Source organism: Paraburkholderia caledonica NBRC 102488 (genome assembly GCF_000685095.1).
Lineage (GTDB): Bacteria > Pseudomonadota > Gammaproteobacteria > Burkholderiales > Burkholderiaceae > Paraburkholderia > Paraburkholderia caledonica.
Genome location: NZ_BAYE01000006.1, coordinates 271,027 through 296,585 on the forward strand (window position 1 = coordinate 271,027; position 25,559 = coordinate 296,585).

The window sequence follows — 25,559 nt, forward strand, 5'->3', positions numbered from 1 at the left end:
CCGCTAGCGTAGCGGCAATTGCATGTCCGCGTCCAGCCGCGCGCCGCTTCTTCTTCTATGGCGCCGCTACCGCTTCTAGCGAGCCCAGCGCAGCACCAGCGGATCGAGCCGTCGCGCGACTTTGAGCAGTCCCTCACGCGTGGCCGGGTGCATTGCCGGCAATGGATGACGTACCGCGTCGGAGCGAATCACGCCGCCTTCCTTCATCAACGCCTTGCACGAAGCGAGGCCGCCCTGGCGGTTCTCATAGTTGATCAGCGGCAGCCACTGCTGATAGTGAGCGGCGGCAGCTTCGGTGTCGCCTGCAGCATAGGCGTCGACGATCAGCCGGATACCGTCGGCATAGCCGCCGCCCGTCATCGAACCGGTTGCGCCTGCATCGAGATCGGCCATCAGCGTAATTGCTTCCTCGCCGTCCCACGGTCCCACGATCGCGTCGCCGCCCAACTGAATGAGTTCGCGCAGCTTGTTCGCCGCTTGCGGCACTTCGATCTTGAAATACGACACGTGTTCGATCTCATTGGCCATGCGGGCGAGAAACGGCGCGGACAACGGCGTACCGCTGACCGGCGCGTCCTGAATCATGATTGGAATATTGATCGCGTCGGACACCGTGCGGTAAAACTCTTCAATGCCGCGCTCGCCGATGCGGATCGTTGCGCCGTGATAGGGCGGCATGATCATGACCATTGCGGCGCCTGCTGCTTGCGCGCGGCGGCTGCGTTCCGCGCATTGATGCGAACTGAAATGCGTGGTCGTGACGATAACGGGTACGCGGCCCGCTACGTGTTCGAGCACGACGTGCATCAGCGTCTCGCGCTCTTCGTCGGAAAGGGCGAACTGTTCCGAGAAGTTCGCGAGAATGCACAAACCGTTCGAGCCCGCATCGATCATGAAGTCGATGCAGCGCTTCTGGCCTTCCAGGTCGAGCTGGCCGGCGTCGTCGAAAATGGTGGGCGCAACAGGGAACACGCCGCGCATTGCCGCGGTATTAACGGGTCGAGTCATGATATGGGCGCTCTGGAATGTGATGAGGCGGTGGAAGTGTCTCTGTCGGTCGCGATTCGCGCTTCAAGCGCTTCAAGCGCTTCAAGTGCTTCAAGCGCGTTAATCGCGTTAATCGCGTTAAGCGGTCTCATGCTGCTTATTGCCGCCGACTATACGACTGCGCGGCACGCAGGTATATTGAATTGTTTCCATCTCGTGATCGCTTTTACGACTCACCCGCCGTCTTCATGAAAAATACGTTGAATGTTCTGCTGGGAAAACTGCGCATGAAGCAGCTCCAGTTGCTGATCGCGCTCGACGACCAGAAGTCGTTGCATAAAGCGGCAGGCATGATGTCCATGACACAATCGGCCGCAAGCAAAGCGTTGCAGGAACTCGAATCAATGTTCGAAGCGCCGCTTTTCGAGCGCACGAAAAGCGGCATGATCCCGAACCAGCTCGGGCATTGCGTGATCCGCTACGCGCGCCTCGTGGCGACGGATCTCGCCGCGCTATGTCAGGACGTTGCCGAAATTCGCTCGGGGCACGGCGGGCGCCTCGCAATCGGCGCGATCATGGGCGCGATTCCCGAATGCGTGATCCCGGCCATCAACCAGCTGCACGCGCGGCAGCCGAATCTTTCTATCGAAGTGGTGGAAAACACGAGTGCGCGCATGCTCGCCCAACTCGACGACGGCCGCCTCGATCTCGTGATCGGCCGAGCTGCCGTGGCTGCGGATCCGTCGAAATACCAGTATCGTCCGCTCGCCGACGAGCCGTTGTCCGTCGTGGTCGGGTACGGTCATCCAGCGCTGCCGCGAAAGGATGTGCAGCTGAGCGACCTGGCGGATCACCGTTGGGTGGTGTATCCGTCGCATATGCCGCTGCACGCCCTGCTCGAACGGGAGATGGATCTTGCGGGGCTGGCCATGCCGGATAACCCGATCTCCACTGCATCCACTTTTGTGACTGTCGCGCTGCTGCAGAGCAGTGCGGATCTGGTGTCGTTGTTGCCGACCGCCATTGCTGACATGTTTATTCGGCAAAAAATGCTGCGTCGCGTGCCGGTTGCGCTCAAGTCGCCTTCGCAAACGTTCGGAGTCGTGACACGTAAGGGTGGCGTGCTGTCGCCGCCTGCGGAGCGCTTCGTGGAATTGCTGCGGCAGCAGACCCGAGTAGAGGAGAACTTGCCGGAAAAAACCCGTCAGTCAAAACGCGCGCCCATATCGACGTCTACCCGGACGCCGAAACCAACGCCGCGGCGCAAGGCCGCCCATGCAGCTGCAAAGCGAAAACTTGCCTGAGTCGGCGTTTTTTCAGAGCACGACAAGACGTCGAATATCGCACGGCATTTCGCGATTTGCTATCTTCTTGCGATGGGTGTTGTAGCGGCGACACTGGGGGTAAATCCGAACCAATTGCGCGTGCGCCCCCGCGCTACACTGCTTCGAGGGCGTCGGAGTGAAAAGGCTGGCGCCCATTCGGGGAGAGCAGTCATGAATCGGCCATCGGTTCGATTTCCGCTTCGCGCCACCGGCTCCGCTTCGGTCCGCAAGTGGTTCAAATGGGCGCTGGCGGCGGCGTTGTTGTTGGGGTTAGCGTGGGTCGTGCGCCTGTGCGAACTCGAAATAGAAACTTCCCGGCTGCAGGCCCATTACCTCTCCGAGCTCACGCGCGACATCGGCTTCGCTGTAGACGATGGTCCGAGCCATTCCATCCGTTTTCCCGAGGCGGACAAAGGTCCGTACGACACCCGCCTCGGCTACGCATTGCTGCCGTCAATCCAGCAGCGCTTGCTGGAGCGCGGCTTCGAAGTCACCGCACAGGCGCGCGATTCGGAGCGCATGCTTTCGCTAGCAGATAGAAGCCTTTTCTTGCCGTACGCCGAGAAGGACCAGGCCGGGTTGCAACTGTTCGACGGCACCGGCGCACCTCTTTTTAGCGCGAGTTTTCCTGGGCGGGTGTACGACAGCTTCGAGGCAATTCCGCCTGTCATCGTCAACTCGCTTCTGTTTATTGAAGACCGCTATCTGCTCGATCCGGATCAACCTAACCGCAACCCGGCCATCGACTGGGGGCGCTTTAGCCGCGCGCTGGCCGATCAGGGCGCACGCGTATTCAACCACCACCAGGCGGCGCCCGGCGGCAGCACGCTCGCCACGCAGATCGAGAAATTCCGCCACTCGGCGGGCGGCCGCACCGCAACGCCGCCGGAGAAGCTGAGGCAGATTGCGTCCGCTTCGGTGCGTGCCTATCTGAACGGTCCGCAGACCATGCCCGCGCGTCGGCAGATCGTCACGCACTATCTGAATTCGGTGCCGCTTGCGGCGCAACCCGGAGTCGGTGAAATCAGCGGCATGGGCGACGGCCTTGCCGCGTGGTACGGCCGCGATTTCGCGGATGTGAACCGCATACTGAACGCGCCTGCAACCACAGAGAACCTGCCGCAGCAAGGCGAGGCATTTCGCCAGGTGCTTTCTCTGATGATCGCCCAGCGCGCGCCGTCCTATTTCCTGCATCGCGGTTATCCCGAGCTCGAACGATTGACCGACAGTTATTTGCGGCTGCTCGCGAATGGCGGCGTGATTTCCGCCGCTTTGCGCGATGCGGCGCTTTCTGCCACGGTCGATTTGCACCGCGCGGGCAAACCCGCTCAAAACGCCGGCTCGTTCGTGTCGCGCAAAGCCGTCACGTCGATGCGCTCGAACCTGCTCGCAGCGCTCGGCATTCCGAGCTTTTACGAACTCGACCGGCTTGATCTGCAAGCCACCGGCACGCTCAACAACGCGGTGCAGCAGACCGTGAGCGAACGGCTTGCCGCTGCCGCAACGCGCGACGGCGCGAAGGCCGCAGGCCTTGTCGGCTTCGAAATGCTGCGCGCATCGGACGATCCGTCGAAAATCGCCTACAGCTTCACGCTATTCGAGCGGCGCGACGGAGCGAATCTCGTGCGTGTGCAAACGGACAGCGTGAACCAGCCGTTCGACATTAATTCAGGCGCACGTTTGAATCTCGGGTCCACTGCAAAACTGCGTACCATGGTGACGTATTTGCAGATCGTGTCCCAGTTGCATGCGCGTTACGCTGCTCGCAGCGCGGCCGAGCTCAAAACCATCAAGCCCGATCCGAGCGATCAATTGACACGCTGGGCGCTGGACTATCTCTCGCACACCAAGGATCGCTCGCTTCAATCCATGCTCGACGCAGCCGTGGAGCGCAAGTACTCCGCGAGTCCCGGCGAAACCTTCTACACGGGCGGCGGCGCGCAAACCTTCAACAACTTCGAATCCGACGACAACGGTCGCATTCTGACTATCCGTCGTGCGTTCCAGCATTCGGTGAATCTGGTTTTCGTGCGGCTGATGCGCGATATCGTCCACTATGAGATGGTGCAAACCACGGGACCGTCGTCGCAATGGCTCGGCGATCCGGCGATCCGCAAAATGTACTTGACGCGTTTCGCCGATCAGGAAAGCCGTGTGTACATGAATCGTTTCTACACAAAGTATCACGGCAAAACGCGAGAGCAGGCATTGGCGCTGTTGCTGCTCGGCGTGCGCAAATCGCCGCCTAAGGTCGCCACGGTATTGCGTAGCGTTGCGCCCGACGAGTCCAACGCATGGTTCAACGAGAAGATGCGCGCCGCGCTGAAAAATACGCCGGCCGCTTCGGTACTCGACGACGAAGACCTCGCGAACCTTTACGCGAAGTACGCAATCGACCGCTTCAATCTGAACGATCGGGGCTATATCGCGAGTGTGCATCCGCTCGAACTATGGACGCTCAACTATCTGCGCGAACATCCGAACGCCACGCTCAACGACATTCAGAACGCAAGCAGCGATGTGCGTCTCTCGACGTATTCATGGCTCTTCAAGACGCGCTATCACGCAACGCAGGATCGCCGCATCAAACGCATGGTCGAACTGCGCGCGTACGACACAATCGGCAAGTCGTGGCAGGCGCTCGGCTATCCTTTTGCAACGCTTACCCCTTCGTATGCGGCTGCGATCGGTGCATCCGGTGACAGACCCGCAGCGCTTGCACAACTGATCGGCCTGATCGCAAACGACGGCAACAAGGTTCCGACGGAGAACCTCACGCAACTGGACTTCGCGAAAGACACGCCGTACGAAACGCATTTCCGTCGTGCATCCGTCGCTCCGCAACAGCAGCTTTCGCATGAAATTGCGGGGATCGTGAAGGGCATGTTGCGCGATGTCGTGACGGGCGGCACGGCGCGTCGTCTCGCGCAGGGCATGACATTCCCGGACGGCCGGACCATGGAGGTGTACGGCAAGACAGGTACCGGCGATCAGCGCTTTAACGTATTCGCCAAGGGCGCGCGCCTCATTGAATCGCGCAAGGTGAACCGCAGTGCGACGTTTGTATTCGCCATTGGCGACCGCTTTTACGGCACGCTGACCGCGTGGGTGCACGAACCTTACGCGGCGCACTATGAATTCACGAGTGCGCTTTCGGTGCAGTTGCTGAAGTCGATGGCGCCCGCGTTGCAGCCCTTGCTCGAATCTGCGCCTGCAAAAACCGCTTCTATCGCTGTCGCGAAGGTCGTCGCGCAGTGAAGCGGCCGCGGCACATCCACATCAATATGCGGCTTCTGTTGCAGGTTTGAGAAACAGTTCGTGCACCGGCGCGAAGTGCGCGTAGAGCGGCAGGATTGCGCCGCCCATTGCACGCGCGTCGGCACCAATTGCGCCTTCCAATAGTTGCGGACGCACCATGCCTTCCCATTCGAATCGGTCCAGCACGCGCTCCGTGCGGCGAATGATTTCGCGCACCATTTGCCGGTCCAGTTCGCCGTCGATCACGACCGCTTCGAGGTCCAGCAACGCGGCGGCGCTGGTGAGCGCGTTGGCGATTGCGGGGCACGCGGTATCGAGCCATTCCTCCGTATGCCGCCACATCTCCGGCGACAGCGCGCGATGATCGTGCGCGGCGGCTGCCGGTTTCCCCGCGTCGCTCAACAGGCGTTCCAGTACGAAACCGGAGGCCGCGTGCAGCAGTTGCCGCGCGGGTTTGCGCGCGCCGCCGTCGCGCAGCGGAATAGAGCCGACCGCGCCGGCGTTGTCGTGCGGCCCGCCATGCAGGCGGCCGTCAATAACAAGGCCGCCGCCAATGAACGTGCCGACGAACAGGTACAGAAAATTGTGGATGCCGCGTCCCTGGCCCATCACAAGTTCCGCGGCGCACGCGGCTGTGGTGTCCTTCGCGAATTCGACCGGCAGCCCCGTCATGGTCGCGATACGCGAGCGCAAGTCGATCTCGTGCCATGCGTCTAACGCGTCGGGCGGCGCGCCGAGAAAGTCGCGCCAGCCGCCGAGCCACAATGGCGCAGCCACGCCTACGCCGACCACTTTGCTGGCGTTCGCGCCGAGCGCCTGATTCACGCGCGCGAGTTTGCTTTCGAGTGCGGGAAACAGCGTGCGCGGATCAGGATACGGGTACTCGAACACGTCGCGACACACCACGCGGCCGGCGAAATCCATCGCTAGTACGTCGAGACTGCGGCGCCCTACCTTGATGCCGATCGTATATGCGCCGTCCGCACGCAACGCAATGGGCACCGACGGCTGGCCGATCCTGCCGCGCACTCGAGCCTGCTTTTCCAGCAGGCCATCGTCGATCAGACGATCGACGATCATCGACACGGTCTGCATCGAAAGACGCGTGAGACGACCCACGTCTGCCTTCGGCAACGGTCCATGCAGACGGATTGTCTGCAGCACGATGCGCTCGTTGAATTGCCGCATGCCGACCTGATTCGAGCCGACCGTGCGTTTGAGGGGCGGGCGCACGCCTGTGGTATCCATGCTCATGAGCCCCTCAGCGATGTGATTGCATCATGCAATCGCCTTGACGTCGGCCTCTTTTGCGCCAGTCATGATCGCAACGGCCTCCGACATATGCACGTCTTTCGTATTGACGAGCGCGGCGCGCCGGCCGAGTCGCTGAATATGGATGCGGTCCGCCACTTCGAATACGTGCGGCATGTTATGGCTGATGAGAATCACCGGCAGCCCGCGGTCGCGCACGCGGCGAATCAGTTCGAGCACCATGTTGCCTTCCTTGACGCCGAGCGCTGCGGTGGGCTCGTCGAGAATCACCACATGCCGCGCGAATGCCGCGCTGCGCGCGACGGCAACCCCTTGACGCTGACCGCCGGAGAGCGTTTCGACCGCCTGACGCATCGAGCGAATGCCGATTTGCAGGTCCTTCATATGGGCGGTCGCTTCTTCAAGCATGCGGCGTTTGTCGATCATCTTGAAGATCGAACCGCGCCAGCCTGGTTTGACCAACTCGCGCGCGAGAAACAGATTTTCGGCGATGCTCATAGCCGGCGCGACCGCCAGTTCCTGATAGACGGTCTCAATGCCTTGCGCGCGTGCATCCAGCGGACTGCGAAATTTGACGGGCTTGCCGTCGAGCAGAATTTCGCCTTCGTCCGGCACCGTCGCGCCGGAAAGTGCCTTGATCAACGACGATTTCCCAGCGCCGTTGTCGCCGATCACTGCGAGAATCTCGCCGGGCAGCACTTCGAAGTCGCAGCCGTCGAGCGCGGTCACATTGCCATAACGTTTGACGAGGCCACGCGCCTGCAGAACGGGCAACGCGGCGGAAGCGGAAGTAGGTGTCGACATGACGGGCTCCTGTCGGCCTGAGTTAGCCAATGCGCTGACTCAGGCTTCATGCAATAAGGTTGCGATTGAATGCTCAACCGCGGCGATGAGAGAGTTTGTCCGCGGCCACCGCGAGAATCACCAGCATGCCGGTGATCAATACCTGGTAGACCGAAGAAACGCCGATCAAGGTCAAGCCGTTGCGGAATACGCCGACAATCAGCGCACCGAGCAGCGTTCCGGAAATCGATCCGCGTCCGCCGAAGAGACTTGTGCCGCCGAGCACTACCGCCGTGATGCTATCGAGGTTCTCGGTTTGGCCTGCTTGCGGATCGCCCACGCCGGTGCGCGACACCGACAGCAACGCAGCAACGCCGTAAATGGCGCCGGCCAGTGTGTAGACGGTCAGCAGGATCTTCTGCGACGACAAACCCATCAGCCGCGCGGCCTCGGCGTTATTGCCGAGCGCATACAGATGGCGGCCGGGCACCGTGTCGCGCAACACGAACCACGTGGCCAGATACATCAGCAATGTGAGGACGGTGCCGTAGGTGACGTCGGCGGGTCCGAGCTTGAACGTGTTGCCGAAGAACATGATCGCGTCCGGCAGATTCGACACGCTTTCCGCATTCGAATAGATTTGCGTGAGCGCGAACGCAATGTTCAGCGTGCCGAGCGTGACGATGAACGCCGGCAATTTGATGCGCGTAATGAGTACACCGTTGAGCACGCCGAATAATGTGCTCGCGCCGATGCCGCACAGAATCGCGAGTGCAGGCGGCAGGCCCAACGTCACCGCAAACTTCGTCATGATGATGGAGCCAAACGCCATCACCATGCCGCAGGAGAGATCGATGCCGCCCGTCAGCACAATCAGCGTCTGGCCGATTGCGATCACTGCAACGACCATGGTCTGTTGAAGGATCAACGAGAGGTTCTGGAACGACAGGAAACGGCTGCTCTGCGAGATGAAGAAACCGCAAGCCAGCACGAGCGCAATGAGCGGCCCGACTTCGGCAAGCGACGGCAGACGGTCTGAGAAATGGCGCGGATGGCCCGCGGGAGCGGAAGGAGTCGACATGATGGATGTCCTCGAAACATGAGCGTGGCGTGCGCCGCGCGGCGAATCATCCGGCGGCCCGGCGAGCGGGCCGCCGTACAGTGCGTGTTACTTGTTGCCCCAACAGTTGTCGAGGCCGAAGGTCGTGTCCTTACTGTCGATGCCGGACATCGGCTTGTCCGTGATCAGCGTCACGCCCGTGTCCTGGTAGCCGGAAACCTTCTTGCCGGTCTTCGCATAATCGACGCCTGCCGTCACGCCGAGCGCGGCCATCTTCAGCGGATACTGCTGCGAGGTCGCGGCGATAGAACCGGCCTTGACGTTGCGCACACCCTCACAGCCGCCGTCGATCGAGACGATCATCACGCTCTTGTCCTTGCCCGCTGCCTTCAGCGCGCGATACGCGCCCGCGGCCGCCGGTTCGTTGATCGTGTAGACCACGTTGATATCCGGCGATTTCTGCAGGCAGTTTTCCATCGCCGTCTGGCCTTTCGCCTGATCGCCGCGGGTGTCCTGGCTGCATACGATCGAGGGGTCGCCTTGCTTTACGCCGAACCCTTCCAGAAAGCCGTTATGCCGCAGTACGCCCACCGAAACGCCGGGCGCGAGATCGAGTGTGGCGATTTTCGCGGGCTTGCCGTTCAACGCCGCCTTCGCGTATTTGCCGATCAACACGCCGGCTTTGAAGTTGTCGGTCGCGAAGAGGGCGTCGGTGGCGTCTTGCGGATCAGTCGGCGTGTCGAGCGCGACCACCATCACGCCGGCGGCGCGCGCTTTCTTGATGCTCGGCACGATCGCCTTCGTATCGCTGGGAGTGATCAGAATCGCTTTCGCGCCAGCCGTCATCATGTTTTCGATTGCCGTCACCTGGCTCGCGTTGTCGCCGTCGAATCTGCCGGCTGCGGTAATCAGCTTGGCGCCGTCTTTTGACGCTGCCGCCTCCGCGCCTTGCTTCATCTTCACGAAGAACGGATTGGTGTCGGTCTTGGTGATGAGACCGACGACCGGCTGGTCGGCTGCCTGACTTGCGCTCGCGCACCAGACCGCCGATGCCGCGACGCACATCGAGACGATCTTCCTGGCGACAGGAAGCCTGCGGGAATTCAGATTCATGGGACGCTCCTCCGGTTATTGGCAATGACGTTCTTGGAACTGCTGGCGGTTGCACACGCGAACGCTGCGCGGGCGCAACCTGGAATGCGGCACGTCCGAACGGTCGAAGTAGGATCGCGGACGCCGCCTAAATCACTTTAGTTGATTTAGTACAGCAGGCGGAGAGGGGCGCGTCAAGGAATCCCGTTGGACGGGGACTTAGCTCGATACACCTTGGGAAGACCAGCAAAGCCTTGCGTGGCGGGGATTTCACCGCGATGGTGCAGCGCAGCGTACGCACGGCCGGATTGGGGAAAGTCCTGGCTTCAGTGAAAGCCGGTAGAAAGGTGTCTCGTGCGTTTTGACTGCATCGAGGAGGGTATAAGGAACGCCTGAACGGCTCCCGATGACTACGTTTCTGGCTTCAATTGCGCGTTCAGGAGGAGCGCGGCGTGCCAGTCGACGCACGCACCACGAGCTTCGGCGGCGACGAAATTCGCATCGGCACATTGGCCTCGCCGGGGCCGGCCTGTCCATACGACGATTCGATGAGTTCGCGCAGCAACGAAACGGCAAGCCCGGCGACTTCCACGGTCGGCACGGCGACTGTGGTCAATGCAGGCCGCGACTCGCGCGCGAGCTGGATGTCGGTGATGCCCATTACGGAAAGATCAGTGGGGACGGCGAGGCCGAGGTCGGCTGCGGCATGCATCGCGCCGAGCGCCGGCAGGTCGTTGGTCGCGAAGATCGCAGTGAGTTGCGGATCGGCCTCGAGCAACTCGCGCGCCGCGCTGTAGCCACCCTGGATCGTATCCGCAGCGTGTTTGACGCGGTTTTTGCGCACCCCCGCCGCGCGCAGCGCGTTGACGAACCCTTCATAGCGGGCAGCGTGAATGCCAGAAGCCTTGCTGCCGACAATCGCCCCTATCCGCCGATGTCCCAATTCGAGCAGATGCTTTCCGGCAAGCTCGCCGGCCAGACGAAAATCCACCGCAACGCAGGGCAGGCCCGGTGGCTCGTTGGGTCGCTCCCACATGCACAAAACCACGGGAGTGCCGCGCGATTCCGTCACGTGAAGGTCCGTGAATTGCAGGTTCGCATTGGTCACGAGCACGCCCTCGGAAAGCGTGCCGGCTATCTGGTCGAGGTACGCGCGGCCCGTTAAGGGATCTTCGTTAGTATTGCAAATGATCACGAAATGTCCGCTGGTTCGCGCCGCGCGTTCGACGGCTAGTGCGAACTCGGGGTAGAACGGATTGGCGATGCTCGACACCATCAAGGCGAGCGTCGGGGCGCGCCCTTCGGCGAGCGCGCGGGCGGCGAGGTGCGGCCGGTAGCCGAGCGCGTCGACGGCTTCGAGAACGCGTTGACGTGTGCTCTCGCCGACGCGCCCGCGATTGCGCAGCACATTCGATACGGTGGCAGGCGTGACGCCGGCATGGCGCGCGACTTCGCTAAGTGTGGGCATGTCTCTTCATTATTTGGGATGGCTGCCCGACATTTGCATCGGCGGGCAAGGCGCGGCACCATCTGTCGCACAGACAAAACGATAGCGGAGACAGGCAAGGCCCGACGATCGCGTGCGATCGATTTTTTATGCCCTGCTGATTAAGCGCTTAATCTCCGCCGTCGAGCCGATTAAATCACGGAGTCGAGGCGATGGCGAGCATTTCGTTAAGAGGCGTGCAGAAAGCGTATGGCGACGGTGCGCCGGTGATTCGCGACGTCGATCTCGAGATCGGCGAGAACGAGTTCTGCGTTTTTCTCGGCCCTTCGGGCTGCGGCAAGTCTACGTTGCTGCGCATGATCGCAGGGCTCGAAGATCTCACCGACGGCGACCTGTTCATCGGCGGCGAGGTCATGAACGACGTGCCGGCGGCGCAGCGCGGCGTGGCAATGGTGTTTCAGAGCTACGCGCTCTTTCCGCACATGACCGTGTTCGAGAACATGGCATTCGGACTGAAGCTCGCCAAGACCCCAAAAGACGAGATCGACCGCAAGGTGCGGGAAGCCGCGCGCATTCTGCAACTGGAAGCGCTGCTCGAGCGCCGGCCGAAAGCACTGTCCGGCGGTCAACGTCAGCGCGTTGCGATCGGCCGCGCGATCGTGCGCCAGCCCGGAGTGTTTCTCTTCGACGAACCGCTCTCCAATCTCGACGCAACGCTGCGTGGCCAGACGCGCATCGAAATCGCGCGGCTGCACAAGCAGTTCGCGAAGGCGAGTGTGGTTTATGTGACGCACGATCAGATCGAGGCGATGACCCTCGCGGACAAGATCGTGTTGTTGCATGCCGGGAAAGACACCGAACGTTACGGCAGCATTGCGCAAATCGGTGCGCCGCTGGAGTTGTATCACCGTCCCAGGAGCCGCTTCGTCGCGGGGTTCATCGGTTCGCCGCGCATGAACTTTCTGCCGGGACGTATCGCTTCTGTCGATGCGCAAGGCGTTGTCGTGGCGCTCGACCACACGCACGAGAACGTCCACGTTCCTGTGGATGGTGCCGCGTTGCAAGTCTCGCAAGCGGTGACGCTCGGCGTGCGTCCTGAGCACCTTGAATTCGTCGATTCGTCTTCGTCTCACGACGACGCCATTCTTTCGCGCGCCGTCTCGCTCGTCGAACAGCTTGGCGAGCACAGCTATGTGCACCTCGATCAACCCGGCGGCGCCGCACTCATCGCGAAAGCGCCGGGCGATACGCGACTCGCACCAGGCGATCGCGCGAACCTGCGTGTACCGCGCCACGCCACTCATTTGTTCACCGAAGACGGCTTCGCCGCCCCTTCGCTTGAATCCGTCGAACATTACGCATAAAGGACATTCGGATGCGCCTTGGAGTCTGTTATTACCCGGAACACTGGCCCGAGTCGATGTGGGAAGACGACGCGCGCCGGATGAAAGCGCTCGGTATCGAGCAGGTGCGAATCGCCGAGTTTGCGTGGAGCCGCATCGAGCCGACGCCTGGCGAATACGATTGGGCGTGGCTGGATCGCGCAATCGAAGTACTCGGTGCCGCCGGCTTGCAAGTCGTGATGTGCACGCCCACCGCGACACCCCCAAAGTGGCTGATCGACCGTCATCCGGATATCTTGCCGATTGGCGCAGATGGCCGACCGCGCGCGTTCGGCTCGCGCCGTCACTATGACTTCTCGTCGCCATCGTATTTCGCGGCCTCGCAGAGAATTTGCACTGCAATTGCCGAGCGTTACGGCAAACATCCGGCCGTTGCGTACTGGCAGACCGATAACGAGTTCGGCTGTCATCACACGGTGGTGAGTTATTCGCCCGCAGCGGTGGCGCGTTTTCGCGAGTGGCTGAAAGCACGCTACAAAACGATCGACGAATTAAACCGCGCGTGGGGCACCGTGTTCTGGAGCATGGAGTACCGCAGCTTCGACGAGATCGACGCTCCGGTGGCGACTGTGACCGAGGCACATCCTTCGCATCGGCTCGATTACCGGCGCTTCGCGTCCGACGAAGTCGCGCGCTATAACCGCATGCAGGTCGAGATCATCCGTGCGCATTCGCCGGGGCGGCCGGTTGCGCACAACTTCATGCAGCTCTTTACCGAGTTCGATCACTACAAGGTCGCTGCCGATCTCGACGTTGCCACTTGGGACAGTTATCCGCTCGGCGCGCTGGAAGAACAATGGTTCGCGCCCGATGTGAAAGCGCGCTGGCTGCGCAGCGGTCATCCGGATTTCGCGTCGTTCAATCACGACGTGTATCGCGGCATGTCGAAGCTGCCGTTCTGGGTGATGGAGCAACAACCGGGTCCGGTGAATTGGGCGCAGTGGAATCCGTCGCCATTGCCGGGCATGGTGCGGCTGTGGAGCTGGGAAGCGTTCGCGCACGGCGCGGGCTGCGTATCGTATTTCCGCTGGCGTCAGGCTCCGTTCGCGCAGGAGCAGATGCACGCGGGCCTGAATACGCCGGATAACCGGCTCGATGTCGGCGGTAGCGAGGCCGCGCAAGTGGCTTCGGAAATTCGCACGGTGCTCGCGGCGAATGCGCATGCCGATGCCGCGGTCCGTTCGAAAGTAGCGCTCGTCTACGACTATGAAGCTAAGTGGCTGTTCGAGATCCATCCGCAGGGTGCGGACTTTCACTATCCGCGCTTCGCATTCGAGTACTACTCGGCATTACGTGCGTTAGGTCTCGATGTCGACGTCGTGCCGGTCGACGCGTCGCTCGACGGCTACAGCCTGATCGTCGTGCCGCCGTTGCCGGTCGTGCCGGCTGATCTGGCCGCGCGCCTTGCAAGCTCGGGGGCGCAGGTCGTGCTTGGGCCGCGCACCGGCTCGAAGACTCAGGACTTGCAGATTCCCGCGAATCTGCCGCCGGGTGCGCTCGCCGATGTATTGCCGCTGCGTGTCTGGCGCGTCGAATCGATGCGCCCTAACGTGACCGAGCCCGTGCGGCTTTCCGGCACGCAAGACGCGAGTGTTGAAGACGGCGCCGCGCGTCACTGGCGCGACTTCATCGAAAGCAATGAGACGAATTCTTTTGATGTACTGGCGCGTTTCGCCGACGGGCACCCGGCGTATGTGCGTAGCGGTGCGTTCCATTACTTCGCCAGCTTGTTCGACGACGCGCTGACGACCCGGCTCTTCGAGCAGATCGCACAACGCGCCGGCGTCGAAACGATGCAGCTCGGCGAAAGCGTCCGCATTAGCCGGCGCGGCGCGCTGACCTACGTGTTTAACTACGGCGACACCGCGCACACGATCACCGGTGCGGCAGACAACGCATTTGTGATCGGCTCACGCGCTGTCGAGCCACAAGGCGTGGCAGTGTACCGAGCCGGATGACGGGTGCGGCGAGCGGGACGATGTGCAAACCGGAATTCCATGCAGTAACGACAACGATGCAAAATCAGGAATAAAGGAGACAGGTAGCATGAAAATGAAACCACGCAAGGTTCTGCTGGCACTCGCGGTCGCTGCGGCGGCTCTTGGCACGTCCGTCGTCAGCACTGCGCAGGCCGGCACGCTGACCGCAAATATCGCATTCAAGGGGGCGAGTCAGCGCGCGGTCTGGCAGTCTGTTGTGGATGAATTCAAGAAGGCGCATCCCGGCATCGACGTGAAGGTGTCGTTTATCGACGAAGAAGCGTACAAAGTGCAATTGCCGGGTTGGCTCTCCACTGTCGCGCCCGATATCGTCAACTGGCATGACGGCGAGCGCATGGCGTATTACGCGCAGCGCGGCCTTTTTGAAGACCTGAGCGGCGACTGGGCGAAGAACGGCTGGAACGACATGTATGCCTCGACGAAGGAAGCATCGTCGTATAAAGGCAAGCAATTTGCGGCGCCTACGGTGTATTACTCGTGGGGCATGTTCTATCGCAAGGATCTGTTCCAGAAAGCCGGCATCTCTGGCGAACCGAAAACGTGGGATCAGTTTCTCGACGACTGCAAGAAGCTGAAGGCCGCCGGCATTACGCCAATTGCCGTGGCGGGCCGCGATGCATGGACGCTCGCCGGCTGGTTCGACTATCTCGATCTCCGCTTGAATGGCAATGCGTTTCATCAGAAGCTGATGGCGGGTGAAATTGCGTACACCGATCCGCGTGTGAAGAAGGTCTATACGACGTGGAAGCAGTTGATCGACGCGGGTTATTTCATCGACAACTCCCTGTCCTACGATCTGGATTCGGTGCAGCCGTTCCTGTTCCAGGGCAAAGCCGCGATGATGCTGATGGGCACCTTCATCACCGCAGGCTTCCCGCCGAATGTGAAACCGGAGATGGGCTACTTCCAGTTCCCGATCATCGACGCCAATGTGCCGACCGCCGAAGACGGTCCGGTCGAATCGCTGCATATCCCGTCGAAGGCGAAGAACAAGGCGGACGCTCATACGTTCCTCGCGTTTGTCGAAACGCCTGAAATCGGCGCGAAGCTTGCTGCCGGTCTCGGGTCGCTGTCGGCGAATAGCAAGTCGCCGGAGCCGGAAGATCCGATCTCCAAGATTGGCTTCCAGATTCTTGCCAATACGAAAGGCGGCATTGCGCAGTTCTACGATCGCGACATGACGAAGGAAATGGCCGATGAAGGCATGAAGGGAATGCAGCAGTTCGTCTCCGATCCGACGAAGCTAGACAGCGTGCTCGCGCAACTGGAGCAGACGCGCAAGCGCATTTACAAGAAGTAGTGGGCGGTGGCGGCCGTTGGGTCGCCTTCCGGTGTGTCCGATCGGCAGCAACTGTATGTCGACAGCTCTGCATGGAGAATGATTTTGTCGCATTCCGTCACTCGTCATACTGTGGGCGGTCCCGCTGAATCAGGCGGCTCGCCGCTGCCTGCGTCGGGCAGCACAACGCGGGGCTACGCACGCGAGCGTCGTCCTTCGCCTACTGCGCGGCGTCAACGACGCGCCGCCTTTCTGTTTCTCGCGCCCGCTTGTGTGATGGTGGCCATTTATGTGATCTGGCCGATTCTGTCGACAATCCGCCTGAGCTTCTTCAACTGGGACGGCATGACGGAGCCGACTTTCGTCGGCCTCGCCAACTACACCGAACTGTTCCATACGCAGACGTTCTACACGGCGCTGAAGAACAACCTTATCTGGCTCCTGCTGTTTCTGCTCGCACCGCCGATGGGACTCGCCGTCGCGTTGTATCTGAACCAGGCGGTGGCCGGTATCCGGATCGTCAAGTCGCTCTTCTTTGCGCCGTTCGTATTGTCCGGTGTGGTGGTCGGGCTGATCTTCTCGTGGTTCTACGATCCAACGTTCGGCCTGCTCGCGGTGATTGTCGGCCACGGCGTGCCGGTACTCGGCGATCCGCGCTACGCAACGCCAGGCATTGTGTTTGCCGCGCTGTGGCCGCAAACGGCCTATTGCATGATCCTTTATCTGACAGGCCTCACTTCGCTAAACGCGGAACAGATCGAGGCGGCGCGCATGGAGGGCGCACGCGGCTGGTCGATGCTGTGGCATGTGATCCTGCCGCAATTGCGGCCCACTACTTTTATGGCAATCGTCGTCACGATTATCGGCGCATTGCGTAGTTTCGATCTGATCTCGGTGATGACGGGCGGCGGTCCTTTCGAAAGTTCGACCGTGCTCGCCTATTACATGTACGACCAGGCAATCAAGTACTACCGCATCGGCTATTCGGCGGCGGTGGCGGTCGTGCTGTTCGGCATCATGCTGGTGTACATCGTTTATCACCTGCGGCGGATGCTGCGCGCCGAGCAATAAGGAGCCAACCATGTTTCCAATTCCAATCGACAAGTGGAAACCGGCAACGCGCCGCGTCTACAAACTGACGCTGCCGATCGCATTGCTGATCTGGCTTCTACCGATGATCGCAGTGCTCGTCACATCGATACGCTCGAGCGAAGAACTCAGCGAGGGCAACTATTGGGGATGGCCGAAGCATTTTGCGCTGTTCGACAATTATCGCGAGGCGTTGACCACTTCGCCGATGCTGCATTACTTCTGGAACAGCGTGCTGATTACCGTGCCCGCGGTAATCGGTTCCATTGCACTTGCCGCAATGGCCGGCTTTGCGCTCGCAATCTACCGCTTTCGCGGCAATTCCTCACTGTTCGCTACTTTTGTCGCGGGCAACTTCGTGCCTGTGCAGGTATTGATGATCCCGGTACGCGATCTGTCGTTGCAGCTAGGGGTGTTCAACACGGTGAGCGCCCTGATTCTTTTCCATGTGTCGTTCCAGACAGGTTTTTGCGCGCTTTTTTTGCGCAACTTCATCAAGCAGTTGCCGTTCGAACTGGTCGAGGCGGCGCGGATTGAAGGTGCGAACGAGTGGACAGTGTTCTTCAGAATCGTCCTTCCGCTGATACGGCCCGCGCTCGCCGCATTGGCCATTCTCGTGTTCACGTTCGTGTGGAACGACTATTTCTGGGCGTTGTGCCTGACGCAAGGCGACGACGCTGCGCCGATCACCGTTGGTGTGGCCGCGCTGAAGGGGCAATGGACGACCGCATGGAACCTCGTTTCCGCCGGCTCGATCCTCGCTGCGTTGCCTTCCGTCGCAATGTTCTTCGCGATGCAGAAGCACTTTGTCGCAGGCTTGACATTCGGCGCGACGAAGGGTTAAAGCGGCTACCCGATGACCTTGCAAACGCACGAACGAAAAATAGCAAATCGAGTAGCGCGTATTGAGCGTTGAGAGTATGAGCGGCAAACGTTTGCGCGATTGCCGTCGCGTTTGCCCTCATTAAAGATTGGGATGGGCTTGTCGTTATCTAGTGAAATATGTCAGATCGTCGAACTGACTCGTGCTTGACGAAGGCACGCGCTGGACCAAAAAGCTCATCGGGGGTACCAATCTTGAACCAACAACGCACGCCATGGACGCGCACGGCGGCTCCGGGGGAAGTCATCTATTCAGAAGGCTTCCTGGGTGACGCAGTGATCTACGTCATTGCAGATGGCAAAGTCGAAATCTCCACCCAGTGCGATGAAAAAAAGGTCATTCTGGCTACGCTCGGCAAGGGCGAATTTTTCGGCGAAGCGGCGCTGTTGCCGCCCGAACCGCGAGCACACACCGCGAAAGCACTGAGCTTCTGCCAACTTACCGCCATCGCGGGCGGCATTGTCGAAGAAGAACTCGAGCGCGTCTCGCCGCTGCTGCGCCATATCGTGCGCACCATGATCCGTCGCGTCAAAAAGAAAGACGACATTCTCGCGACTAATACACATGCCGATTTTCTACCCGGCGTCCTTTCCTACGCACACGTTCTTTCGTTGATGGCCGGAGCCGAACCCAACGACAGATTCGATGGACGCGCGCGCCGTCCTCAAAACGAGGAAATCTCGATTCCGCTTTCCGAAGTCATCAAGAAATGCAACGCGATAGCGGGCCATTCGCGTCCGCATGTGATGGCAATGCTCAAGCGCATGGAGAAGCTCAATCTCGTGTCCATCGAAGGGGGACGCTCAGAGCGGCTGAACAATACATCTGGGCGCTATTCGGCAAGTGACGGCGCGGCGGGCCGGCAGCTCGTCACGTTCGACGCAGTGAAAATCACCGAACGCGCGCAGCAGGTGGCGGACCACGATCTGGACGTGTCGATCGGCAGCGAACTCGAACTCATCGAACTGGACGACCTGGAAGCCTTGATCGGCGTCGACCGGAAAGTAATTCTGAACAAGCTCTCTCACGCGGAGATCGCCGAGGACATCTTCGCATTCCGCAAGACCAAGGTACTCAACTACGTCGAGGAAAAAGGTCTCAGTTACTTCTCGCGCCGCAACGCGCGTGGCGCAGGCGAGTTGAAATCGCTCGACGATCTCGAGTTTGTCGATCAGCGCACGTTGTTCGAAGCGGTGAGTGCTTTCGATACCTATGACCTCGCGAAACTGCTGTCCGCGTCGGAGGGGCAGCCGATTGACGAGCGCCTGCAATCCGTGATGACGGAAGCCCGGAAGAAAGAGGTGTCGTGGGTCATGCGTCGAGAGATCAAGATCGACCCTGTCGAGATCATCGAAATCGAGCAGCGGTTCCTCGACACGGTGCGAACGCTGAAGTCACCCGTGGCAAATACTGCTCCGGCTGAGTCCTGACGCCTGCGGCGCCCGGTCCGCAACACCGGGCGCAACGCTTGAACGTTTAACTGTAATTCGCAGGCTGCTGCAGCCGGTCGCGAGGACGTATGGATCTTTTGACGATATTTGGCGTGGTGTTCGGCCTGACGGCGATCGTCGCGGGCTTCTCGCTCGAGGGCGGCAACTTCACATCGCTCTTTCAGCTGGAGGCGTTTGTCATCGTGCTAGGCGGCACCTTCGGGGCCGTGATGATCCAGAACACGTGGGCTCGGTTCTATGACGGTGTGAAGCAATTGCGCTTTGCTTTTGTCAAGGCGCGGCAAGTGGATCGCGAGAGCCTTTCCGTTCTGCTCGAATGGGGCGATCAGGCGAAACTCAATGGCATGCTGGTGTTCGAGTCGATCGACGCGAACGGAATTAGCCCGTTTGCCAAGCGAGGTCTTGAGCTGCTGGCAAACGGCGTATCGACCGCAGTGCTCGAAGATGCGTTGCAACGCGAGGTCGATGCCTATGAGCGCAATCACATGGCGGCCGCGCGAATCTGGCAGCAGGCGGGCGGTTATGCGCCGACGTTTGGCATTCTGGGCGCGGTGCTGGGCCTCATCCAGGTGACGGGCCATATGCTGGAACCGTCGCAATTGGGGCAGGGCATTGCGGTCGCGTTTGTTGCAACGCTGTATGGCCTGGCCCTGGCCAACCTCGTGTTTCTGCCGCTATACGGAAAGATCCGCGCTCAGGTGGACAGCGAATTGCGTTTCAGGCGTTTGTACCTCGACGGCCTGCTCGCCATCTCGCGAAAGGAATCGCCGCACACCATCGAAACGCGCCTGGCTGGCGACGTGCGCGAACGATCCGCCGAACTGCTCGGCTAATGGCTCGGCAATGCCTGAGCATCAATTCACAGCGGACTCGCGTGTATGAGCACATCGACTGGCAGCAAGCGTCTTCCGACGGACAAGACAGCGCATCAGGACGGTCACGATAGCGGCGAGCAGTCGGACCGCTGGCTGCTTTCGTACGCCGATCTGATCACCACGCTCATGGTGCTCTTTCTCGCGCTGTATGTTTTGCAACTCGCGAAGAACAGCGAGTTGCAAATCAAAACGCTGCAATATCACCCGGTGAAGGAGGCTGTCGACGTGCAGCCGCCCGTTACCGCAACGGATGCAAAAGAAGCTGCGAAGAAGCAACTTCTCTCGTTGCTGGAGCCTTTGCAGGGCAACCGTCAGATCACGATTTCGCACACGCCCCAAGGTGTGGAAATTGCGATTAACGCGAAAGTACTGTTCAATTCCGGCGACGCTCGTCTTTTGCCCGAATCGTTCGGTGTGCTGGATCAGATCGGCAAGGTGCTGCGTGAGCGCGCGAGAAACAACGTTCTGGTTGAAGGACACACGGACAGTTTGCCAATATCGACGGCGAAGTACGAATCCAATTGGGAACTGTCTTCCGCTCGGGCAGGCGCTGTCGTGCGCTTCTTCGCCGACAAGGGTATTGAAGCGCACCGTATGGCCGCCATCGGCCGCGCCGACAATTTTCCACTGGTTATCGGCAACGACGCGGCGGCCAATGCTGCGAATCGCCGCGTCACCATACTCGTCGAGTATTGAATGTCACGGTGCGAGCGCAAGGTACTGGTGTAGGGACTGAATCGCGGCCGCGCCTTCCCCGACGGCCGCCGCGACTCTTTTCACCGAACCGCTGCGCACGTCGCCCACTGCGAAAATGCCGGGTCTGCTGGTTTCTAGGAAATGCGCGGGGCGTTCCGACGTCCACTTGTGAGCGACATCGGGGCCCGTCAGCACAAAGCCATTCTTGTCCAGTTCGACGCAGTCGCCAAGCCATCCGGTACTTGGCTGCGCGCCGAGAAACAGGAACACGTGGCGAATAGCCTTCTCTTCGATTCGCCCCTGCTGGTTCCACTGAATCGATTCGAGATGTTCTTCCCCATTTAGCGCGACGATTTGCGTTCGCACGTGAACCGTGATGTTCGGCGCGGCTTCGATCCGCCGGATCAGGTAGTTGGACATGCTTGCGTTGAGTCCTTCGCCCCGAATCACGATATGCACATGGCGGGCGAATCCGGAGAGAAAGACCGCTGCCTGTCCCGCCGAATTACCTCCGCCGACAATGACGAGTTCTTCATTTCCACAAAACGCGGCTTCCATGAAAGTTGCGCTGTAATAGACGCCCCGACCCTGGAAATGCTCGAGCCGCTCAAGCTCCGGTTTGCGATAACGCGCGCCTGTTGCGATCACAACGGCGCGGGCATAAACATGCTCGTCGTAATTCAGGCGGATATGGAACGGCTGTCCTTTGTCGCATTCGATACCGAGTGCCTCGATCGGCACACCGACTTCCGCACCGAACTTCCGGCATTGGGACAGGCCACGTCCGGCGAGTGCCTGGCCGGAGATGCCCGTCGGAAAACCAAAGTAATTCTCGATCTTCGAGCTGGTGCCCGCCTGGCCACCGGGCGCCTTGGTGTCGAGAACCGCAACCCTCAGTCCTTCCGATGCGGCATACACGGCCGCAGCAAGACCGGCGGGTCCGGCGCCGACCACCACCACGTCGAATCGCTCGCCATTCAATCTGTCGGGGCTCAGGCCAATCGCGTCCGCCACGGCGCGATTCGTCGGCCGCTTGAGGATAGTGCCCTGCAACGTGACGAGTACCGGGAGATCTTCCTCAGTCGCGCCGTAGCGATCGAGCAGTGATTTGGCCTCTTCGTGCTCGGCAATGTCGAAATATGCCGACGGTTGCGCGTTGCGGCTCAGGAAGTGCCGCAATACGAGTGTCGGGAAAGAGCCGGAACTGCCAATCACGACTACGCCGCCGCTTTGATCCTGAATGTACGCGACGCGGCGCAGGATATAGGCGCGCATGATCGTCTCGCTCAGTTCCGCTTCTGCAACCACGAGTGCGCGCAGTGATTCCTCGTCGATCACGATCACCTCGCAATCGCTCGTTGCGCGTGCGGACGCCACCGCGCCGCGCCCGGCCAGCGTGCCGACTTCGCCGGTAAAGCTGCCAGGCCCGTGAGTACCCAGAAAATGTAGGTTCTCGCCGCTGCCGCGCGTCGCCTCGATGGTGCCTGACACAATCGCGAACATCGGAATGTGGCGATCGCCTTCGGTGAACAGTACCTCGCCGGCGCTCAGCTTGCGCCGCTCGCCGTATCTTTCCAGTACCGCAAACTGCGCGTCGTTCAGCCTGGGAAAGATCTGGTGGTGACGGCTGCCGCCTGCCAGCAGATCTTCACGCTTACCAGAAGTTTTGTCGCTCATGAGGTGTCCAATTAGAAAGACGCACGGTGCAGCACGTCGCTACGCTGCCGGATTGGAACGACGATGCGAATAATCGGCATCATCGGAATGGCGATGGACAGCGGTTTCGGCTGAGATTGTGCGCCAGAGTCGGTCCGCCAGTAAAGAGCGGCGTCAGGCCGGACAGGGCAAGGCGGCGCATGCAGGGGAGTGCCAATGGCATGCCGCGCGGGCCGGTCACATTCAAGTTCACGCATCATCTGCCGTTAATAATCAGGGAGAAACAGACAATGAACGGGTTCGGAAAGCATGCGCGATTTCACAGTAAGAAAAAGCTTACTCGCAGTACTGGTCCTGTTTGCCGCGATGATCACGTTTGGCGGCGTGGTGGGTGTCTTCGCGCTTGGCCGCTCGAACGAGAATGCGCAACGGCTCCAGGAGATTGCAACTCAGGAGATACTCGCCAACGACGGCTACAAAGACAGCACCCGCACCCGGGCAGCCCTCACTCGTGCTTACGCGGCGCTAAAGGAGCGCAACGATCTCGCCACTCGCGATTCTGCACTCGCTAGTGCGCAGCGAACCCTCGATCGCGCGGATGTCGAAACGCGTGCTTTCGCGTCGGCGTCCCGATTCGTGGGGCAGGACGATGCGCTGAAACAGCAGCTTGTCGACTCGTCGAATGCGCTGGCCGCAACACTGAAGAAGTCGTTCGACGCACTGCAGCGTGGCGACACCGACGCCTATGTCGCAATCAACGACCGCGATATTACGCTCGCCGGTCAGGTCTATTCGGCGAACGTGGAGAAGTTTCAGAACCTTGCTGGCGCGTTAGCGAAGGAGTCCGCGGCGAGAAATGAACGTGAATACGGCTGGATCGTCACGATGGTCGTCACGGGCGTCGCACTTGCTCTCGCATTGATCGTTGCCACGCACTTCGCGTTGCGTAAGATCGTGATCCACCCGTTACAGCAGGCGTCGAAACTGCTCGACCGGATCGCCGGCAATGATTTGACCACCTCTATTCCTGAAGGCAGCAAGAGCGAAATCGGCCAGTTGTTCTTGTCGATGTCGCGCATGCAGGCCGGGCTCGCGCAAACGGTGTCGAACGTCCGTGTCAATTGCGAGGCGATTCACGGCGGCGCGCGCGAGATCGCCGCAGGCAACCTCGACTTGTCGAGCCGCACCGAGGAACAGTCGGCATCGCTCGAAGAAACGGCGGCGAGCATGGAGGAGCTGACCTCCACCGTGAAGCAGAACGCGGACAACGCTCGCCAGGCGAGCACGCTCGCGGCGAGCGCTGCCGACGTGGCGCAGCGTGGCGGCGACGTCGTGCAGCGAGCGGTGCAGACGATGACCGCCATCACCGCTAGCTCGCAGAAGATCGCGGAGATTACGGGCATGATCGACAGCATCGCGTTTCAGACCAACATCCTGGCGCTCAATGCCGCTGTGGAATCGGCGCGGGCCGGCGAACAGGGACGCGGCTTCGCTGTGGTTGCCGGCGAAGTGCGCACGCTCGCTCAGCGCAGCGCGAGTGCCGCGCAGGAAATCAAGTCGCTCATTTCCGCTTCGGTAGATGACGTGCGGCACGGTAATGAACTCGTCACGCAGGCCGGCCGCACGATGACCGAAATCGTCGGAGCGGTTCAAGGCGTTGCGACGATCATGGCGGAGATCACGTCGGCAACCGTCGAGCAAACCGCGGGCATCGAGCAGGTTGGCAAGGCCGTGAGCCAGATGGACCAGGTGACGCAACAGAATGCGGCCCTTGTTGAAGAGGCTGCAGCCGCGGCGAGTGCTCTCGAGCATCAGGCCCAGTCGATGACCGATGCGGTGTCGGCATTCCGCCTCCGCTAACTTAGGTTGATATTCATATCCAACTCGATCGGAAAATAAACATGGGCGTTAAAGCCGTCTCACGTACACTCGCAATCCTGTTAGCCGGTGTAACGATGTCCGCCGCTACGCATGCGGCCACCTACGCGTATGTATCGAACGCGGACAGTCAGGACATTTCGGTGTTCAGCCTCGATACATCGAATGGCGCACTGAAGCCCGTGGAGACGGTGGGGCTGGCCGGCACCGTCATGCCAATGGCTTTGTCGCCGAACCACTTGCGGCTTTACGCAGGTGTGCGTTCGAAACCTTATCGCGTGGTGAGCTTCGCAATCAATCCGCTCGACGGCCGCCTCAGCGAACTGGGCAAGGCGCCTCTCGCGGAAAGCATGGCCTACGTGTCCACCGATGCGCGCGGCCATTACCTGTTCTCTGCTTCTTACGGCGGCAATCTGCTGGCCGTGAACAGCATCGACTTGAATGGCGTGGCGCAAGACGTTCAACAGATCATCAAAACAGGCCCAATGGCGCATGCTATTCGCAACGCGCCCGATAACCGTTACGTATTCGCGTCGGTGCTCGGCTCCGACGCCTGGTTGCGCCTGAAGTTCGATCCGTCGAAGGGTTCACTGACCGAAGACGCCGCGCCCGCGTATTCGCTTGCCGCCAAATCGGGGCCACGCCATTTCGTGTTCTCGCCGGATCACCGGTTTGTTTATCTGATCGATGAACTCGACGGCAAGCTGCACGTGCTCGCATTCGACAATCAGCGTGATTCGGCTAAACCGGTGCAGAGCATTTCTATTCTGCCGCCCAATTTTTCCGGCGATAAACCATGGGGCGCCGATGTTCACATCACGCCGGATGGCCGCTTCGTGTACGCGTCGGAACGCACTTCGAGCACGCTCGCTGCTTATCGCGTGGAGCGGGCGTCGGGCAAGCTGACACGTATCGGCACTTACGCCACCGAAAAGCAGCCGCGCGGCTTCAACGTCGATCCGTCGGGCAATTATCTGCTGGCGGTCGGACAATTGTCGACGAGCCTGAGCGCATACAGGATCGACCGGAAGACCGGCGCGTTGAGCGCGCTGGCGCAATACCCGGTGGGCAAGGGCGCGAACTGGGTCGAGATCGTGCAGTTTGACGGTTCGAACGCCGAGTAGA

General features: G+C 60.6%; 19 protein-coding genes. 12 read left to right on the forward strand and 7 right to left on the reverse strand.

Going from position 1 to position 25,559, the window contains the following annotated elements:
• Positions 1 to 75 precede the first annotated feature (75 nt).
• Positions 76 to 1,008: a dihydrodipicolinate synthase family protein gene (locus tag BCA01S_RS15105; protein ID WP_027777619.1), complete on the reverse strand. Its 933-nt coding sequence runs from the start codon at positions 1,006 to 1,008 to the stop codon at positions 76 to 78.
• Between the two features lie 227 nt (positions 1,009 to 1,235).
• Between BCA01S_RS15105 and BCA01S_RS34885 the strand changes: the two genes are divergently transcribed.
• Both BCA01S_RS34885 and BCA01S_RS15115 read left to right on the forward strand, forming a co-directional pair.
• On the forward strand, positions 1,236 to 2,291 hold the full coding sequence (locus BCA01S_RS34885) for a LysR family transcriptional regulator (RefSeq protein WP_042318673.1): 1,056 nt from the start codon (positions 1,236 to 1,238) through the stop codon (positions 2,289 to 2,291).
• Positions 2,292 to 2,483: 192 nt separating this feature from the next.
• Positions 2,484 to 5,570, forward strand: coding sequence for a transglycosylase domain-containing protein (locus tag BCA01S_RS15115; RefSeq protein WP_027777620.1), 3,087 nt, complete (start codon positions 2,484 to 2,486; stop codon positions 5,568 to 5,570).
• 21 nt (positions 5,571 to 5,591) lie between these two features.
• Here the strand turns inward: BCA01S_RS15115 and BCA01S_RS15120 are convergent, their stop codons facing one another.
• From BCA01S_RS15120 to BCA01S_RS15140, 5 genes are all read right to left on the reverse strand, one after another.
• Positions 5,592 to 6,818 (reverse strand): ROK family transcriptional regulator, encoded by a 1,227-nt coding sequence (locus BCA01S_RS15120; RefSeq protein ID WP_027777621.1) that lies wholly within the window; start codon positions 6,816 to 6,818, stop codon positions 5,592 to 5,594.
• Positions 6,819 to 6,848: 30 nt separating this feature from the next.
• Positions 6,849 to 7,646: an ATP-binding cassette domain-containing protein gene (locus tag BCA01S_RS15125; RefSeq protein WP_027777622.1), complete on the reverse strand. Its 798-nt coding sequence runs from the start codon at positions 7,644 to 7,646 to the stop codon at positions 6,849 to 6,851.
• A gap of 73 nt (positions 7,647 to 7,719) precedes the next feature.
• On the reverse strand, positions 7,720 to 8,706 hold the full coding sequence (locus BCA01S_RS15130; RefSeq protein ID WP_020068266.1) for an ABC transporter permease: 987 nt from the start codon (positions 8,704 to 8,706) through the stop codon (positions 7,720 to 7,722).
• Positions 8,707 to 8,793: 87 nt separating this feature from the next.
• Positions 8,794 to 9,798, reverse strand: coding sequence for a sugar ABC transporter substrate-binding protein (locus tag BCA01S_RS15135; protein ID WP_020068267.1), 1,005 nt, complete (start codon positions 9,796 to 9,798; stop codon positions 8,794 to 8,796).
• A 415-nt stretch (positions 9,799 to 10,213) separates the two neighbouring features.
• The gene (locus BCA01S_RS15140) at positions 10,214 to 11,245 is read right to left on the reverse strand and encodes a LacI family DNA-binding transcriptional regulator (protein ID WP_027777623.1); all 1,032 of its coding nucleotides are present in this window, start codon (positions 11,243 to 11,245) and stop codon (positions 10,214 to 10,216) included.
• Between the two features lie 191 nt (positions 11,246 to 11,436).
• On the opposite strand from BCA01S_RS15140, the gene BCA01S_RS15145 reads away from it, so the two are divergent.
• The 8 genes from BCA01S_RS15145 to BCA01S_RS15180 all read left to right on the forward strand — a co-directional run bounded on the left by BCA01S_RS15145 (position 11,437) and on the right by BCA01S_RS15180 (position 20,900).
• Entirely contained in the window at positions 11,437 to 12,588 is a 1,152-nt protein-coding gene (locus BCA01S_RS15145) for an ABC transporter ATP-binding protein (protein WP_027777624.1), read from the forward strand.
• 11 nt (positions 12,589 to 12,599) lie between these two features.
• Positions 12,600 to 14,585, forward strand: coding sequence for a beta-galactosidase (locus tag BCA01S_RS15150; RefSeq protein WP_027777625.1), 1,986 nt, complete (start codon positions 12,600 to 12,602; stop codon positions 14,583 to 14,585).
• An 88-nt stretch (positions 14,586 to 14,673) separates the two neighbouring features.
• The gene (locus tag BCA01S_RS15155) at positions 14,674 to 15,927 is read left to right on the forward strand and encodes an ABC transporter substrate-binding protein (RefSeq protein WP_027777626.1); all 1,254 of its coding nucleotides are present in this window, start codon (positions 14,674 to 14,676) and stop codon (positions 15,925 to 15,927) included.
• Between the two features lie 78 nt (positions 15,928 to 16,005).
• Positions 16,006 to 16,977: a carbohydrate ABC transporter permease gene (locus BCA01S_RS15160; RefSeq protein WP_042318676.1), complete on the forward strand. Its 972-nt coding sequence runs from the start codon at positions 16,006 to 16,008 to the stop codon at positions 16,975 to 16,977.
• A gap of 10 nt (positions 16,978 to 16,987) precedes the next feature.
• Complete coding sequence (locus tag BCA01S_RS15165) at positions 16,988 to 17,839, forward strand: carbohydrate ABC transporter permease (protein WP_020068273.1); 852 nt, start codon at positions 16,988 to 16,990, stop codon at positions 17,837 to 17,839.
• A gap of 233 nt (positions 17,840 to 18,072) precedes the next feature.
• Positions 18,073 to 19,308 carry a Crp/Fnr family transcriptional regulator gene (locus BCA01S_RS15170; RefSeq protein ID WP_027777628.1) on the forward strand — a complete coding sequence of 412 codons (1,236 nt, stop codon included), beginning with the start codon at positions 18,073 to 18,075 and terminating at the stop codon, positions 19,306 to 19,308.
• A gap of 89 nt (positions 19,309 to 19,397) precedes the next feature.
• Positions 19,398 to 20,162 carry a flagellar motor protein gene (locus tag BCA01S_RS15175; protein ID WP_027777629.1) on the forward strand — a complete coding sequence of 255 codons (765 nt, stop codon included), beginning with the start codon at positions 19,398 to 19,400 and terminating at the stop codon, positions 20,160 to 20,162.
• Positions 20,163 to 20,207: 45 nt separating this feature from the next.
• Entirely contained in the window at positions 20,208 to 20,900 is a 693-nt protein-coding gene (locus tag BCA01S_RS15180; RefSeq protein ID WP_027777630.1) for an OmpA family protein, read from the forward strand.
• Positions 20,901 to 20,903: 3 nt separating this feature from the next.
• On the opposite strand, the gene BCA01S_RS15185 is transcribed toward BCA01S_RS15180, so the two are convergent.
• On the reverse strand, positions 20,904 to 22,577 hold the full coding sequence (locus BCA01S_RS15185; RefSeq protein WP_027777631.1) for an FAD-dependent oxidoreductase: 1,674 nt from the start codon (positions 22,575 to 22,577) through the stop codon (positions 20,904 to 20,906).
• Between the two features lie 288 nt (positions 22,578 to 22,865).
• On the opposite strand from BCA01S_RS15185, the gene BCA01S_RS15190 reads away from it, so the two are divergent.
• Together BCA01S_RS15190 and BCA01S_RS15195 are read left to right on the forward strand one after the other, a co-directional pair.
• A complete protein-coding gene (locus BCA01S_RS15190; protein ID WP_027777632.1) occupies positions 22,866 to 24,416 on the forward strand; it encodes a methyl-accepting chemotaxis protein in 1,551 nt (516 codons plus the stop codon).
• Between the two features lie 41 nt (positions 24,417 to 24,457).
• Positions 24,458 to 25,558 (forward strand): lactonase family protein, encoded by a 1,101-nt coding sequence (locus BCA01S_RS15195; RefSeq protein ID WP_042318678.1) that lies wholly within the window; start codon positions 24,458 to 24,460, stop codon positions 25,556 to 25,558.
• Position 25,559: the final 1 nt, after the last annotated feature.

What these genes read in the sequence shown, in the direction of transcription:
- BCA01S_RS15185 (WP_027777631.1), bottom strand. Translation starts at nt 22,577, where the DNA reads ATGAGCGACAAAACTTCTGGTAAGCGTGAAGATCTGCTGGCAGGCGGC.
- BCA01S_RS15145 (WP_027777624.1), top strand. Translation starts at nt 11,437, where the DNA reads ATGGCGAGCATTTCGTTAAGAGGCGTGCAGAAAGCGTATGGCGACGGT.
- BCA01S_RS15130 (WP_020068266.1), bottom strand. Translation starts at nt 8,706, where the DNA reads ATGTCGACTCCTTCCGCTCCCGCGGGCCATCCGCGCCATTTCTCAGAC.
- BCA01S_RS15190 (WP_027777632.1), top strand. Translation starts at nt 22,866, where the DNA reads ATGCGCGATTTCACAGTAAGAAAAAGCTTACTCGCAGTACTGGTCCTG.
- BCA01S_RS15135 (WP_020068267.1), bottom strand. Translation starts at nt 9,798, where the DNA reads ATGAATCTGAATTCCCGCAGGCTTCCTGTCGCCAGGAAGATCGTCTCG.
- BCA01S_RS15165 (WP_020068273.1), top strand. Translation starts at nt 16,988, where the DNA reads ATGTTTCCAATTCCAATCGACAAGTGGAAACCGGCAACGCGCCGCGTC.
- BCA01S_RS15115 (WP_027777620.1), top strand. Translation starts at nt 2,484, where the DNA reads ATGAATCGGCCATCGGTTCGATTTCCGCTTCGCGCCACCGGCTCCGCT.
- BCA01S_RS15180 (WP_027777630.1), top strand. Translation starts at nt 20,208, where the DNA reads ATGAGCACATCGACTGGCAGCAAGCGTCTTCCGACGGACAAGACAGCG.
- BCA01S_RS15195 (WP_042318678.1), top strand. Translation starts at nt 24,458, where the DNA reads ATGGGCGTTAAAGCCGTCTCACGTACACTCGCAATCCTGTTAGCCGGT.
- BCA01S_RS15125 (WP_027777622.1), bottom strand. Translation starts at nt 7,646, where the DNA reads ATGTCGACACCTACTTCCGCTTCCGCCGCGTTGCCCGTTCTGCAGGCG.
- BCA01S_RS15160 (WP_042318676.1), top strand. Translation starts at nt 16,006, where the DNA reads ATGATTTTGTCGCATTCCGTCACTCGTCATACTGTGGGCGGTCCCGCT.
- BCA01S_RS15120 (WP_027777621.1), bottom strand. Translation starts at nt 6,818, where the DNA reads ATGGATACCACAGGCGTGCGCCCGCCCCTCAAACGCACGGTCGGCTCG.
- BCA01S_RS15150 (WP_027777625.1), top strand. Translation starts at nt 12,600, where the DNA reads ATGCGCCTTGGAGTCTGTTATTACCCGGAACACTGGCCCGAGTCGATG.
- BCA01S_RS15155 (WP_027777626.1), top strand. Translation starts at nt 14,674, where the DNA reads ATGAAAATGAAACCACGCAAGGTTCTGCTGGCACTCGCGGTCGCTGCG.
- BCA01S_RS15140 (WP_027777623.1), bottom strand. Translation starts at nt 11,245, where the DNA reads ATGCCCACACTTAGCGAAGTCGCGCGCCATGCCGGCGTCACGCCTGCC.
- BCA01S_RS34885 (WP_042318673.1), top strand. Translation starts at nt 1,236, where the DNA reads ATGAAAAATACGTTGAATGTTCTGCTGGGAAAACTGCGCATGAAGCAG.
- BCA01S_RS15175 (WP_027777629.1), top strand. Translation starts at nt 19,398, where the DNA reads ATGGATCTTTTGACGATATTTGGCGTGGTGTTCGGCCTGACGGCGATC.
- BCA01S_RS15105 (WP_027777619.1), bottom strand. Translation starts at nt 1,008, where the DNA reads ATGACTCGACCCGTTAATACCGCGGCAATGCGCGGCGTGTTCCCTGTT.